This is a genomic window from Bacillus atrophaeus (assembly GCF_039519175.1).
GTDB lineage: Bacteria > Bacillota > Bacilli > Bacillales > Bacillaceae > Bacillus > Bacillus atrophaeus.
The window spans coordinates 3,881,167-3,895,329 of record NZ_CP154443.1 but is presented as its reverse complement, the minus strand read 5'-3'; the positions used below and the strand labels follow the sequence as shown (position 1 = coordinate 3,895,329).

Here is a 14,163-nt window from a genome sequence, read left to right as displayed (position 1 = left end):
ATCAAGGCTGAGAAGGCAAAAGTAATGATGTAGCAGCAATCAATAAAGAAAGAATGGTGTGGGATAGGAGCGAGGAGAGTGAAGTAAATAAATGCCCGATAACATTAGAAAAGCAGTAGGTGTAATTCTCCTTGTTTCTTTATTAAGTGTAGGTTTTTTTAAACCATTTAAAGAATATTTACTGATTCCAACGCAAATGAGAGTATTCGAAACGCAAACACAAGCCGTTGAAACAAACTTATCAGTAAGCGGTCAAGAGGAAGAATTATCAGAAGCATTCACATTGCAAAAGGATCAGCACGAAACAAAAATAACAGGCCAAAAAGCAGGGAAATCAGAATTAGTATATGATCTTGCCGGATTTCCAATCAAAAAAACAAAAGTGCAAGTCCTTCCTGATTTAAAAGTCATTCCCGGCGGACAATCCATCGGTGTGAAACTTCATTCTGTCGGTGTGCTCGTTGTCGGGTTCCATCAAGTGAATACAGAGGAAGGCAAAAAATCTCCGGGGGAATCAGCCGGAATTACAGCAGGCGACATCATTATTGAAATGAATGGACAAAAAATTGAAAAGATGAGCGATATTGCTCCTTTTATCCAGAAAGCGGGCAAAACGGGAGAATCGTTAGATCTTCTGATTAAGCGGGACAAACAAAAAATCAAAACAAAACTTGTGCCTGAAAAAGACGAAGCGGAAGGGATGTATCGGATCGGTCTATATATCCGCGATTCTGCCGCCGGAATCGGCACAATGACTTTCTATGAGCCTAAATCAAAAAAATACGGTGCGCTTGGCCACGTGATTTCTGATATGGATACGAAAAAACCGATCGTTGTAGAAGATGGCGAAATCGTTCGGTCAACCGTCACTTCGATTGAAAAAGGGACAGGCGGAAATCCTGGTGAAAAACTTGCAAGATTTTCTTCTGATCGAAACATTATCGGCGATATTAACAGAAACAGCCCGTTCGGCATCTTTGGGACATTAAACCAGACGATTGAGAACAACATTTCAGACAAAGCGCTTCCTGTTGCTTTATCAAATGAAGTGAAAGAAGGACCGGCCGAAATATTAACCGTCATTGAAAACGACAAAGTGGAGAAATTCAATATTGAAATTGTCAGCACCACACCGCAAAAATTTCCGGCCACAAAAGGAATGGTCTTAAAAATAACAGATCCGAAATTATTGAAAAAGACCGGCGGAATTGTACAGGGGATGAGCGGAAGTCCCATTATCCAAAACGGAAAAGTTGTCGGAGCTGTCACCCACGTGTTTGTAAATGATCCGACAAGCGGCTACGGCGTCCACATTGAATGGATGCTTTCAGAAGCGGGAATTGATATTTACGGAAAAGAAAAAGCAAGCTGACTGCCGGAAATCCGGCAGTTTTTTTTGCTGTATTATCACTTCACTTCTCATGGGCATTACGGTAAAATGAAAATGAAGATTTTTCGACAAATTCACGTTTCCTTGTTTGTCAAATTTAATTTTTAGTCGAAAAACGGAGAATAACATAGAAAAACAAAGATATACCACTATTATTGGTGAATATGATTTTTTTAAAGGGGATATAGTGGTTTTGTCGAATTTATCATGTAGCAGTCATTTAATAGGAATTGTCCTGTTAACTACATTGGGGGAGGAAGAAACGTGGAGAAAATTAAAGTTTGTGTTGCTGATGATAATCGAGAGCTCGTAAGCCTGTTGAGTGAATATATAGAGGGTCAGGAAGATATGGAAGTCATCGGCGTGGCTTATAATGGCCAGGAATGCCTGTCTTTATTTAAAGAAAAAGATCCTGATGTTCTTGTCTTAGATATTATAATGCCGCATTTAGACGGACTTGCGGTATTGGAACGGCTCAGGGAGTCAGATCTTTCAAAGCAGCCGAATGTGATCATGCTGACAGCGTTCGGACAGGAAGACGTTACGAAAAAAGCCGTCGATTTAGGGGCGTCTTATTTTATCCTAAAGCCGTTTGATATGGAAAACCTTGTCGGGCATATCCGCCAAGTCAGCGGAAATTCAAGCAGTGTGACACATCGCGCGCCTTCATCACATGGCAGCATCATTAGAAATCATGAGCCGAAACGGAAAAATCTCGACGCCAGCATAACAAGCATCATTCACGAAATCGGCGTCCCGGCACATATCAAAGGGTATCTCTACCTGCGCGAAGCCATCTCAATGGTCTACAACGATATCGAATTGCTCGGCAGCATCACGAAAGTACTCTATCCCGATATCGCCAAAAAATTCAACACCACTGCAAGCCGTGTAGAAAGAGCGATCCGCCATGCGATTGAAGTGGCATGGAGCAGAGGGAATATCGATTCGATTTCTTCATTGTTTGGGTACACAGTGAGCATGACGAAGGCAAAACCTACAAACTCAGAATTCATTGCGATGGTGGCTGATAAGCTGAGACTTGAGCATAAAGCAAGCTAAACCGCGTAACACCTTGTTCTGCTGAAAGTTCCATTGCAGTTCCAAACCAAATAACCTGTTTCCCAAAGACCAATGATCCAGTTCGTTGGTCTTTATTTCGTCTGTAAATAAACAATAAAAATACCCCGGGTACAATCCCGGGGCCTGTGAGCGATGCTGTTTTCAATTTAGAAATTCAAATCTCTTGTCCCCGGGCTGTGCTCATTAGGCATTTCAGGCAGCGTCGGAACAGGGAATCCTTTCGGAGGGTCTGTTACAGCAAGGGTTTCATTATTTCGGCTAGGCGTTTGGCCTTGGAAAATTTCTTGTATTCTTGTTGGATCGAGTCTAAAGTTAAATTGGGCATTGTGATATCCCATCTCTACATATTTTCTGCATTCCGGATATTTATTAATATCATAATTCGGGACTGGAAAAAGTTTACCCCATTCTACACCAAGCGTTTCAAGCGCCTTGGCAAAAGCGTTTTGATGCGCGTTATCCCTTACAATCAGAAACGCCAGTGTTTCACGGAAGGTTTTGTTTGAACTCATCTCATAAATACGGGTTTTCTGAAGGACGCCCGTTGATTCAAGCACCAGGTTATCAAGAAGATCACCAATCAGGTTGCCGTGGCTGTAAACCCAAGAACCGTTCCAAGGATTTCCGGCAGCATCAACCGGAAGGGAAGCTTGAGCGCCAATAATATAATGATGCGGATTTGCATGTCTGACGGCATCGTCAAGAGGCGCCTGATCGGCTCCTGCATTTCCCGGACGGGAGGATTCGCCTGAATCATTTAATAGTTGGTTGATTGTGTTTTGAACAAGCTCTACATGGGCAATTTCTTCTAAAAATACACCGCGAAGCAAATCGCGGTACTGGGTATCTTTTCCTCTGAAATTTGAACTTTGGAAGAAATACTGCATCATTGTCCGCATCTCGCCAAAGTGCCCGCCTAATATTTCCTGTAATACTTTTGCGGCTTCGGGATCAGGCTGATCAGGTGTAATCACATTGATTAATTCCTCTTTATAGTAGTACATCAAAAAACCTCATTTCTCACATAAGTTTTATTCAGCTATTATTGTTCAGCTTAATGGTGTTTTTATTCACGCATTTGTCTTTGGCAGAGGCATAGATGCAACTAAACAGAGGATTACATTAAAAAAGACTGCCGAATGAATTTCGACAGTCTAGAATACGAGCTTTAATCTTCGAACGGCACCCAGCCCGGTGTGTTTATAATCATTTGCCACAAAGGTTCAGGCAGGTGATATTTCGGTTTATCTCCCAATTTAATAATGGTTTCGATTTCTTCTTCACGGCCTTCTTTCACTTTCGCAGGCCATTGGGAATCAACTAAAATTTCTCGCCCCATGGCAGCTAACGGGATGCCGCTTTGGATAACTTGCAATGCTTCGTCAGCAGTATGAATTGAGCCTACTGCAATTAGCGGTACTTTGTTTCCGACACGCTCGTTCAGCAAGTCCATACGGGTGCGTGTTTCATCTGCTCCTCGGCGGGCTTTAGAATTGACGTCCATAAGCGATATGTGCAGGTAGTCAAGTTCTTTTTCTGCAAGAGCGTCAACAAGTGTAAAGGTTTCAGCCATTGTAAGCCCCGGCGTTTCCGGTTCTTCCGGAGACAGACGGTAGCCGAGTGCAAAGGGCTCTTTAGCGTGAGAGGCAATGGCTTTTTTTACTTCATCTACTATAGCGAGAGGAAATGCTAAACGTTTCTCAGCGCTTCCTCCCCAGCGGTCTGTGCGCTGGTTTGTTTTTGGAGAATAGAACTGCTGAATTAAGTAACCGTTCGCTCCATGGATTTCCACGCCGTCAAAGCCTGCTTCAATCGCGCGTCTTGTTGCCTCTCCAAACGCTTTTACGATATTTTCGACCTCATGATCCTCAAGGGCGCGGACGATTTGTTTGCCATTATCAAATATATCACTTGCTCCGACAACTTCTTGATTCGGCACAAGCTCAGGAGGGCATTCAATGCCTCCGTGGTGAATTTGGACAATCGCTTTTGATCCTTGCGCTTGGATGGCTTGAGCTAACTTTTTCAAGCCGGATATTTGTGAATCTTGGTTGATTGCCGGCTGGCCCGGAAATGCTTTTCCGTCAGCCGTTACGTTGGCGCAAGCTGTGATAACCATGCCCATTTCTTTTGAACGAGGAATAATATAGTCAAGTTCTTGGTCAGAGATGGTTCCATCCTCGTTTGAAGAATAATGGGTCATCGGTGCAACCGCGATACGATTATCTATTGTTACACCGCTTGGAAATGTGAATGGCTCAAACAGAGGTTCATACTTTTTCTTCAATATCATCATCTTCTTTCTGTCAGTTAACTCGAGAGTATTCTAGCCCACATCTTAAATTTAATGCAAATGTTCTGCTTAAGCCTTTCAGAATCAATTAAAAAATGGCTGATGGTTAGATGAAAATTAGCTGACTCCTCACCGCCGCTCATCACGCTTCCAATCTGATCCAAAATACGTAAGAGAAGCTCAGGCTGCGGGCCTCTTTTTTAGATTGGCGCAAATTTTTGAAAAATGATGAAAAAGTCGTTCATTTCCGTTAATTTTTGCAAATGACATTCAAATATAGAGACATATTCATGGACGATTCAGCTTGCTTTCTTTCTAACAATAGGAAATCAGCAGGTAGGATAGCCCTTTATAAATTTATGGAAATGAAGCCGGGCTAACCGGCGTCCTTTACAAATCTATTATTCTGGTAAAAGATAGAGCCGAACAAGAAATTAAGAGGTGATCACGTGAGACAAACAGTTCTTCTTTTGTTCGGTGTCCTGATGCTGGCTGGGTGCGGAGCGGCGGCAAGCGCAAATCAGGCTGATTCTTCCCCGAAATTTACACAGGAAGGGAAGTATATTGGGGCGGCAGACCGCCATACCATAGCGGTGAATATTGACGGCGAAGAAAAAATGATTGAGGTGCCCAAGAATAAGCGGGCTGAATGTGAATCACTCCCCGATTATACGAAAGTACAGGTGAAATATACAAAAGACGATAACGGAACGTTGAAGCTTGAAGATATTAAAGAGAACGAGAACTTATAGAGAGACCTGGAGGGAGAGTAACGTGAAGGTTTTATATAAAAGCTTGGCGATATTCGGGCTGGCGGCTCTGGTGCTGGCCCCGGAAGCCAAGGCGGCCGAACCGCTTGAAGGAAAAACTATTTATATTGATGCGGGACACGGCGGCTCTGACAGCGGAGCCGTCGGCAATGGATTATTCGAAAAAAATATCAACCTGGCTGTCTCTAATGATGTAATGGACAAGCTCAAAAATGAGGGTGCAACGGCTGTTGCGTCAAGAACAGACGATACCTTTTTAAGCTTGGAGGAGAGAGTCGCAAAAGCAAGCATGAACGGATCTGACCTGTTTGTCAGCATTCATGCAAATTCAGGTGTTTCTTCGGCTTCAGGGACTGAAACCTATTTTAATTCTGATTACGAAGCGGAAAATAGTGAACGCTTAGCGGCCGACATTCAGAATGAGCTGGTGCCGGCATTAGATACGACAGACAGAGGCGTCAAGGAAGCGGAATTTTATGTTATTACATATTCACAGATGCCAAGTGTATTAGCTGAGCTTGGTTTTATCACAAACAGCTCTGATGCGGAAAAGCTGAATAGCGGCCAATATCAAGAGAAGGCTGCTGACGCGATTGTCGGAGGAATTGAAACGTATTACGCGAAGTAGCGTTCAGCCGCCATTATTAAGAAAGTGTAAAAAAAGCATTGGTTTCTAGATCAGCCGGGCCAAAACATTTATAATAAAGAAAAATGCTGAGAATGGCTTTGAGGTGAAACAATGACGAAGATTTTTGCCCATCGGGGAGCTTCCGGGCATTTCCCTGAAAATACGATGCTCGCGTTTGAAAAAGCGATTGAAGCTGGCGCGGACGGCATTGAGCTGGATGTGCAGCTGACAAAAGACGGCCGAATTGTCGTCATTCATGATGAGAAGCTCAACAGAACGACGACTGCTGCAGGTTTTGTGAAGGATACGGCGTATGATGTGATCCGATCAGCCACTGCCTCCGCCAATCGGAAAGAGGAGTACGGGGATGTCAAGGTGCCGCTGCTTTCTGACGTCCTGTCATGGGCGGAAAAAGCTGATTTTCTTATTAACATAGAATTGAAAAACAGTGTATTCCGTTATGAGGGGATGGAAGAAAAAGTATTAGAGCAGATTAAGCGCTTCGGCATTGAGGAACGGATTATTTTGTCCTCGTTTAATCATGAGAGCCTTGCGTTGTGCAGCCGGCTTGCGCCCGAAATAGAACGGGCGGTTTTAACATTAGATGTGCTTTACAAACCTGAGCAATATGTGAACGCCATTCCGGCATCCGGTTATCACCCGAAACTCCACACTCCGGCAGTAACCGATGAGATCATAGAAAATCTAAAAGCCGGACATATTGCCTTCAGGCCTTTTACGGTCAATCATGCAGATGACATGAAATGGATGATTGAGGCTGGAGCAGAAGGGATTTTTACAGATTTTCCCGAAAAAGCCGTTTCTATTGCCCATAATGAAGATACTTTATGCTAAAATGAAATCAGGCTGCCGTGTTTTCTCGGCAGTCTGCAATTTACATAGCAATGATAACGCTTACATATGTGGACAAGTCTTTATATCTGCTAACAATTCATAACGGATTTGCCGATGCATAACATTCAAATAGGATGATGTATGGGTAAAAGTAATTGGTAAGATAAACTTCATTTGTAAGCGCTGTCTTGTTTCTGTCATACGCAACGATGTGGAGATTAAAGAAGTAAGGAGAGGTGAAATCATGACGAAAACAGTCATCGTGAGTGCCGCAAGAACACCTTTTGGCAAATTTGGCGGAGCTTTAAAGGAGCTGAAGGCTGCTGAACTTGGGGGGATCGCCATTAAGGAAGCTTTGAGCCGGGCGGGAATCAATGGGAGTCAAGCAGACGAAGTCATTATGGGCATGGTCGTTCAAGCAGGCGCAGGCCAAATCCCGTCTCGCCAGGCTGCACGTTTGGCGGAGGTGCCGTGGGAGGTGCCGACTGAAACGATTAATAAAGTATGCGCATCAGGTCTTCGGGCTGTCACCTTAGGGGATCAAATCATCAGGGCTCAAGATGGGGATATCCTTGTAGCTGGAGGAATGGAAAGCATGAGTAATATTCCTTATGCCGTTCCTGCGGGACGCTGGGGCGCCCGTATGGGGGATGCTGCAATGCAGGATCTGATGGTTTATGACGGATTAACCTGTGCTTTTGATCAGGTTCACATGGCTGTTCATGGGAATACTGCGGCTGAAGAATATGGAATTACCCGTAAGGAGCAGGATGAGTGGGCTCTGCGCAGCCAGAAAAGGGCTGCTCATGCGATTGATGAAGGGAAGTTTAAAGAGGAAATTGTGCCGGTGGTTTGGGTTGACCGAAAAGGGAAGACGAAAACAGCGGATACCGATGAAGGTCTGCGCCGGGAGACCAGTTTAGAGCAGCTTGCAAAACTGCCGCCGATTTATTCGAAGGAGGGATCGGTCACTGCCGGCAATGCACCGGGAGTAAATGACGGGGCGGGAGCTTTTGTGCTCATGTCAGAAGAAAAAGCCGCCGAGCTCGGAAAGAAACCGCTGGCGACGATACTCGGATTCGCAGCAGTCGGCCAGGAAGCATCATGTCTTGCTGCGGCCCCGGGGCTTGCCATCAATAAACTGCTGAAAAAAACCGGTTTTTCGGTTCAGGATATCGACTTGTTTGAAGTTAATGAAGCATTTGCTTCTGTTGCGTTGACATGCGAAAAAATCGTCGGATGGGACCGTGAAAAGGTAAACGTGAATGGCGGGGCCATTGCTCTTGGACACCCGATTGGAGCAAGCGGCGCAAGAATACTTATGACTTTGATATACGAATTGAAGCGAAGGGGAGGCGGTTTAGGCATCGCTGCCATCTGCAGCGGGGCCGCCCAAGGTGACGCCATATTAATCCGGGTCCATTGAAACCTATCTTGCGCAAAGGGAGATAAATATGGAAATAAAAAAAATTATGGTAGTAGGTGCGGGACAAATGGGAGCGGGAATCGCTCAAACAGCCGCTGAGGCAGGCTTCAATGTGATGATGAACGATCTGAAGCCGGACTTTGTTGAAAAGGGATTTGGCATCATAAAGAAACAGTTGGCAAGAGATGCGGAAAAAGGCCGGAAAACAGAGGAGGAAATAGAAGCCATCATAAACAGAATTTCCTGTACCGCCAATCTGGAAAACGCGAATGATGCTGATTTTGTGATTGAGGCGATCATAGAGAGCATGGAAGAGAAAACAGCACTATTCAAAAAACTGGATCATATCTGTCCGTCGCATGCCATTTTAGCCAGCAATACGTCTTCCTTACCTATTACGGAGATTGCGGCAGTCACGAAGCGGCCGGAAAGCATCATCGGTATGCACTTTATGAATCCTGTGCCGGTTATGAAGCTGGTAGAAGTGATTCGCGGCTTGGCCACCTCTGATGAGACATTTTCAACAGTTAAAAATCTATCTGAAAAGATGGGAAAAACGCCTGTTGAGGTAAATGACTTTCCCGGGTTTGTGTCTAACCGGGTGCTTCTCCCTATGATCAATGAAGCGGTCTATTGCATCTATGAAGGAGTAGCAGCCCCGGAGGCAATAGATGAAGTAATGAAACTTGGAATGAACCACCCTATGGGTCCGCTTCAACTGGCAGATTTTATCGGGCTGGATACGTGTCTTTACATTATGGAAGTCTTGCATTCAGGGCTCGGTGATCCCAAGTATCGCCCATGTCCGCTGCTGCGCAAATATGTAAAAGCAGGATGGCTTGGCAAAAAAAGCGGACGCGGGTTTTATGCCTATGAGTAATAAGCTTCCTAAGTAAATCCATCCGGGGGTGGCCGACGTGTATTTTAATGAAGAGCAAGTGATGATGCGGAAAATGGTGCGTGATTTTGCCAGAAAAGAAATAGCTCCCATTGTCGAAACGATGGAAATGACAGATGAATTTCCTTTGCAGCTGATACGGAAAATGGGTGAGTACGGTCTGATGGGTATTCCTGTTCCGGAAACATTTGGAGGAGCGGGAGCTGATATTACATCCTATATCTTGACCATTCATGAGATTTCGAAAGTCAGCGCTGCGATCGGAGTCATTTTATCTGTCCATACATCCGTCGGAACGAATCCGATCCTGTATTTCGGAACAGAAGAGCAAAAAAGAAAATATATACCCAAACTTGCATCAGGTGAATACCTCGGCGCATTTGCCCTGACTGAGCCATACTCGGGATCAGATGCTGGCAGCATTCGTACAACGGCAGTAAAAAAGAATGGAAAATATGTATTAAACGGATCAAAAATGTTTATCACCAATGGCGGCGCGGCAGATACATATGTCACGTTTGCCCTCACAGAACCGGGAAAAGGCACAAGGGGCATTTCTGCCTTTATTGTAGAAAAAGACACGCCGGGTTTTATAATCGGGAAAAAAGAAAGAAAAATGGGTTTGCACGGTTCCAACACAACAGAATTAATCTTTGATAATGCCGAAATTCCCGCGGAAAACCTGTTAGGGCAAGAAGGTGAAGGGTTTAAAATCGCGCTTGCAAATCTTGATGTCGGACGGATCGGCATCGCGGCGCAAGGACTCGGCATCGCTGAAGCCGCTCTCGACTATTCCGTCCAATACTCAAAACAGCGTGTGCAGTTTGGCAGACCCATCGCGTCCAATCAAGCCATTTCTTTTAAACTTGCAGATATGGCGACAAGAGCGGAGGCATCAAAACATCTTGTCTACCATGCGGCCGACCTTCATAACCGCGGTTTGAAATGCGGAAAGGAAGCATCCATGGCTAAGCAATTTGCCACGGACACGGCGATGAAAGCGGCGATAGACGCTGTTCAAATTTACGGAGGGTACGGCTATACCAAGGATTATCCGGTGGAACGATTATTTCGTGACGCGAAAGTAACGCAAATTTATGAAGGTACAAATGAAATTCAAAGACAAATCATCTCCAAATATATACTCCAATAATCGACCTCTAATATACTGCCAAACCTTCATGATCAACGTCAGAACAGACCATTTTGGGCTAAAAATCTATGAAGCGAGGATGATGAAAATGGAAAACGATAAAAAATATTCACCTGGGCTTGATGGCGTCATTGCGGCTGAAACAAAAATTTCTTACCTTGATACCGAGGCGGGTCAGATATTAATTCAAGGCTATGATCTGATTGAACTCTCTAAAACAAAGAGCTACATGGAAATGGTTCATTTGCTTCTGGAGGGCTCGCTGCCGGATGAGCATGAAAAAAAATCACTTGAAACGAATGTGGAAAGCGAATGTGAGCTGCCGTCTGACATCCTCAGTATGTTTAAGCTGCTCCCTGAAAACACACACCCAATGGATGGTTTGCGAACTGGGATATCGGCCCTTGCCGGCTATGATCCCCAGATTGACGACCGCTCGCCGGAGGTGAACAAACACCGTGCTTATCAGCTTTTGGGGAAAATGCCAAACCTTGTGGCCAATAGTTATCGGATTATCCATCAAGAAGAATCTATGCAGCCTTTAAAACACTTATCCTACAGTGCGAATTTCTTATACATGATCACAGGCCGAGAGCCGAGTGAATTGGAAGAACGAATATTCGACCGCTCTCTTGTGCTGTACAGCGAGCACGAGATGCCTAACTCAACCTTCACCGCCAGAGTCATCGCTTCCACGCAGTCAGATTTATACGGCGCGTTAACGGGAGCCGTCGCTTCCTTAAAAGGAAACCTGCATGGAGGGGCGAACGAGGCTGTCATGCATATGCTTTTGCAAGCAGGAACAAAGCCGGGTTTTGAAAGACTGCTAGAACAAAAGCTGCAAAAGAAAGAAAAAATAATGGGATTCGGCCATAGAGTGTATATGAAGAAAATGGACCCGAGGGCGCTCATGATGAAAGAGGCGTTACAGCAGCTATGCGACAAGGCTGGGGACGACCATCTGCACGTCATGTGTGAAGCCGGTGAAAAACTGATGCTTAGAGAAAAAGGGTTGTATCCAAATTTAGATTATTACGCGGCACCGGTGTATTGGATGCTCGGGATTCCGATCCCTCTGTATACGCCTATCTTTTTCAGCGCCAGAACGGTCGGCTTATGCGCCCACGTCATGGAGCAGCACGCTCATAATCGCCTATTCCGCCCGCGCGTCCATTACACGGGAGCGAGGCATATAAACAGTAAGTGAACTAAAAGCAGAGATTCTGAACGTACGAAAGGAAGATGGGAGAATGTTAAAAACGAACGAAATTCATCAAATGGATAAAGTAATAGAAGAAATGACAGACTACGTTTTACATCAAGAGATTACAAGTTCAGAAGCATTTACGACAGCGGGTCATGTTCTGATTGATACGCTTGGCTGCGGTATTTTGGCATTGAATTATCCCGAATGCACAAAACTGCTCGGACCGATTGTTCCTGAAACAGTCGTTCCGAACGGAAGCAGAGTTCCCGGAACACCGTTTGTGCTTGATCCTGTCCGTGCTGCCTTTAATATCGGATGTATGATCCGCTGGCTCGATTATAACGATACGTGGCTCGCAGCAGAATGGGGGCATCCATCGGATAATTTAGGCGGAATCTTGGCGGCGGCTGATTATGTATCAAGAGTGCGGATGAGTGAAGGGAAAGAACCTTTAACCGTACGAGATGTATTAGAAATGATGATTAAAGCCCATGAAATCCAAGGCGTGCTCGCGTTAGAAAACAGCTTAAACCGTGTCGGGCTTGACCATGTCTTATTTGTAAAGGTGGCGACGGCTGCAGTCGTAACAAAGCTTTTAGGCGGGGGCCGGGAAGAAATCAATAATGCTTTATCGCATGCGTGGATTGATAATTCCAGTTTACGCACGTATCGGCATTCACCCAACACCGGGTCGCGAAAATCATGGGCGGCTGGTGACGCGACAAGCAGAGGTGTTCACTTAGCCATTATGGCGATAAAAGGGGAAATGGGTTACCCGACAGCTTTGACTGCTCCGGGCTGGGGCTTTCAGGACGTTTTATTTAATAAGAAAGAGATTAAACTCGCCCGTCCGCTTCATTCTTATGTCATGGAAAACGTGTTATTTAAAGTTTCCTATCCTGCGGAATTCCATGCGCAAACCGCGGCGGAGTGCGCTGTCATTCTCCATCCGCAAGTGAAGGGCCGCCTTGATGAAATAGACCGGGTTCTCATCAATACGCACGAATCGGCAATCAGAATTATTGACAAAAAAGGCCCGCTTCACAACCCGGCAGACCGTGACCATTGTCTGCAATACATTACCGCCATCGGGTTAATCTACGGTGACATTACGGCAGATCATTATGAAGATGAAACGGCGCGTGATCCAAGAATAGACAGACTAAGAGAAAAAATGGAAGTCACCGAAAATAAGGCGTACACGGCAGACTACCTTAAACCGGATAAGCGCTCGATTTCTAACGCTGTTCAAGTTATTTTTAAAGACGGAACGAGCACTGACATGATTGAATGTGAATACCCATTGGGCCATCGTTTCCGGAGAGAAGAAGCGGTTCCTAAACTATTAGAGAAATTTTCAGCCAATATTGAAACACATTTCTCTCAAAAACAGCAGCGAAACATTTATGAGAACTGCACGAACTACGAAAAACTGGCTGCTATGAGCGTAAACGAATTTATTGATTTATTTTTATAGGCAAAAGGAGGATTCAAACATGTCTTGGATTGTTAATCAGCAGTCAACGCAAGAGGAGCTTGCGCAGCGATTCCGTTCGCTTATGTCAGCGCCGGGCATATTGCAAATTCCCGGTGCACACGATGCGATGGCCGCTCTTATCGCAAAACAAACCGGCTTTTCCGCTATATATTTATCAGGGGCTGCCTATACGGCCAGCAGGGGGCTCCCTGATTTAGGAATTGTCACATCGTCTGAAATGGCAGAAAGGGCGAAAGATCTTGTGCGGGCCGCCGATTTGCCTCTTCTTGTGGATATTGATACAGGCTTCGGCGGTGTATTGAATGCCGCCCGCACCGCTCGTGAAATGCTGGAAGCGCGCGTGGCTGCCGTTCAAATTGAAGATCAGCAGCTCCCTAAAAAATGCGGTCATTTAAACGGCAAACAGCTTGTTTCAGCAGAAGAAATGGCGCAAAAAATAAAAGCGATCAAACAAGTCGCGCCATCACTCGTTGTCGTGGCTCGTACAGATGCGCGGGCCCAAGAGGGGCTTGACGCCGCCATCAAACGATCAGCCGCATATATCGAAGCAGGCGCCGACGCGATTTTCCCGGAGGCGCTTCAATCAGAAAGCGAGTTCCGTCAATTCGCCAAGAGTATCACCGCTCCTTTGCTTGCGAATATGACTGAATTTGGAAAAACACCTTATTATCATGCGGAAGAATTTGAAGATATGGGATTTCAAATGGTGATCTATCCGGTAACATCACTTCGAACTGCCGCAAAGGCATTTGAGCGAATGTTTCGGCTGATCAAGGAACAGGGATCACAAAAAGAAGGGCTTCTGGAGATGCAAACAAGAAAAGAATTATATGATACGATTTTTTATGATGATTACGAGGACTTAGATAAATCAATCGCAAAGACGATATTAACTGAGGAATGACAGGGATAGAAAAAAGCAGAGGCCATGGAGGTCTCTGCTGAATGAGGTTCTTTCAAGC

At 45.2% G+C, this 14,163-nt stretch carries 13 protein-coding genes; 11 read left to right on the top strand and 2 right to left on the bottom strand.

What is annotated here, in order from left to right; all coding sequences use genetic code 11:
* Positions 1–91 precede the first annotated feature (91 nt).
* Both spoIVB and spo0A read left to right on the top strand, forming a co-directional pair.
* Positions 92–1,372, top strand: a complete 1,281-nt coding sequence (gene spoIVB, locus AAHT65_RS19525) for a SpoIVB peptidase (protein WP_003325483.1) — start codon at positions 92–94, stop codon at positions 1,370–1,372.
* A gap of 282 nt (positions 1,373–1,654) precedes the next feature.
* Positions 1,655–2,452, top strand: coding sequence for a sporulation transcription factor Spo0A (gene spo0A, locus AAHT65_RS19520; RefSeq protein ID WP_010789174.1), 798 nt, complete (start codon positions 1,655–1,657; stop codon positions 2,450–2,452).
* Positions 2,453–2,619: 167 nt separating this feature from the next.
* Here spo0A and AAHT65_RS19515 read toward each other — a convergent pair whose 3' ends face one another.
* Both AAHT65_RS19515 and AAHT65_RS19510 read right to left on the bottom strand, forming a co-directional pair.
* Positions 2,620–3,477, bottom strand: a complete 858-nt coding sequence (locus tag AAHT65_RS19515; RefSeq protein WP_003325485.1) for a manganese catalase family protein — start codon at positions 3,475–3,477, stop codon at positions 2,620–2,622.
* A 164-nt stretch (positions 3,478–3,641) separates the two neighbouring features.
* On the bottom strand, positions 3,642–4,760 hold the full coding sequence (locus AAHT65_RS19510; RefSeq protein ID WP_088117553.1) for an NADH-dependent flavin oxidoreductase: 1,119 nt from the start codon (positions 4,758–4,760) through the stop codon (positions 3,642–3,644).
* Between the two features lie 455 nt (positions 4,761–5,215).
* On the opposite strand from AAHT65_RS19510, the gene AAHT65_RS19505 reads away from it, so the two are divergent.
* The 9 genes from AAHT65_RS19505 to prpB all read left to right on the top strand — a co-directional run bounded on the left by AAHT65_RS19505 (position 5,216) and on the right by prpB (position 14,105).
* Positions 5,216–5,518, top strand: a complete 303-nt coding sequence (locus AAHT65_RS19505) for a hypothetical protein (RefSeq protein WP_003325487.1) — start codon at positions 5,216–5,218, stop codon at positions 5,516–5,518.
* A 22-nt stretch (positions 5,519–5,540) separates the two neighbouring features.
* Positions 5,541–6,164: an N-acetylmuramoyl-L-alanine amidase family protein gene (locus AAHT65_RS19500; RefSeq protein WP_010789171.1), complete on the top strand. Its 624-nt coding sequence runs from the start codon at positions 5,541–5,543 to the stop codon at positions 6,162–6,164.
* 111 nt (positions 6,165–6,275) lie between these two features.
* Positions 6,276–7,019, top strand: coding sequence for a glycerophosphodiester phosphodiesterase (locus AAHT65_RS19495; protein WP_003325489.1), 744 nt, complete (start codon positions 6,276–6,278; stop codon positions 7,017–7,019).
* A gap of 244 nt (positions 7,020–7,263) precedes the next feature.
* A complete protein-coding gene (locus AAHT65_RS19490) occupies positions 7,264–8,445 on the top strand; it encodes an acetyl-CoA C-acetyltransferase (RefSeq protein WP_088117552.1) in 1,182 nt (393 codons plus the stop codon).
* A 28-nt stretch (positions 8,446–8,473) separates the two neighbouring features.
* Entirely contained in the window at positions 8,474–9,325 is an 852-nt protein-coding gene (locus AAHT65_RS19485) for a 3-hydroxybutyryl-CoA dehydrogenase (RefSeq protein WP_088117551.1), read from the top strand.
* A gap of 37 nt (positions 9,326–9,362) precedes the next feature.
* A complete protein-coding gene (locus tag AAHT65_RS19480; RefSeq protein WP_063638522.1) occupies positions 9,363–10,496 on the top strand; it encodes an acyl-CoA dehydrogenase in 1,134 nt (377 codons plus the stop codon).
* An 88-nt stretch (positions 10,497–10,584) separates the two neighbouring features.
* Positions 10,585–11,703, top strand: coding sequence for a citrate synthase (gene mmgD, locus AAHT65_RS19475; protein ID WP_343310692.1), 1,119 nt, complete (start codon positions 10,585–10,587; stop codon positions 11,701–11,703).
* 43 nt (positions 11,704–11,746) lie between these two features.
* On the top strand, positions 11,747–13,180 hold the full coding sequence (locus AAHT65_RS19470) for a bifunctional 2-methylcitrate dehydratase/aconitate hydratase (RefSeq protein ID WP_425524835.1): 1,434 nt from the start codon (positions 11,747–11,749) through the stop codon (positions 13,178–13,180).
* A gap of 19 nt (positions 13,181–13,199) precedes the next feature.
* Positions 13,200–14,105, top strand: a complete 906-nt coding sequence (gene prpB / locus AAHT65_RS19465) for a methylisocitrate lyase (protein WP_063638520.1) — start codon at positions 13,200–13,202, stop codon at positions 14,103–14,105.
* The last annotated feature ends 58 nt before the right edge of the window (positions 14,106–14,163 follow it).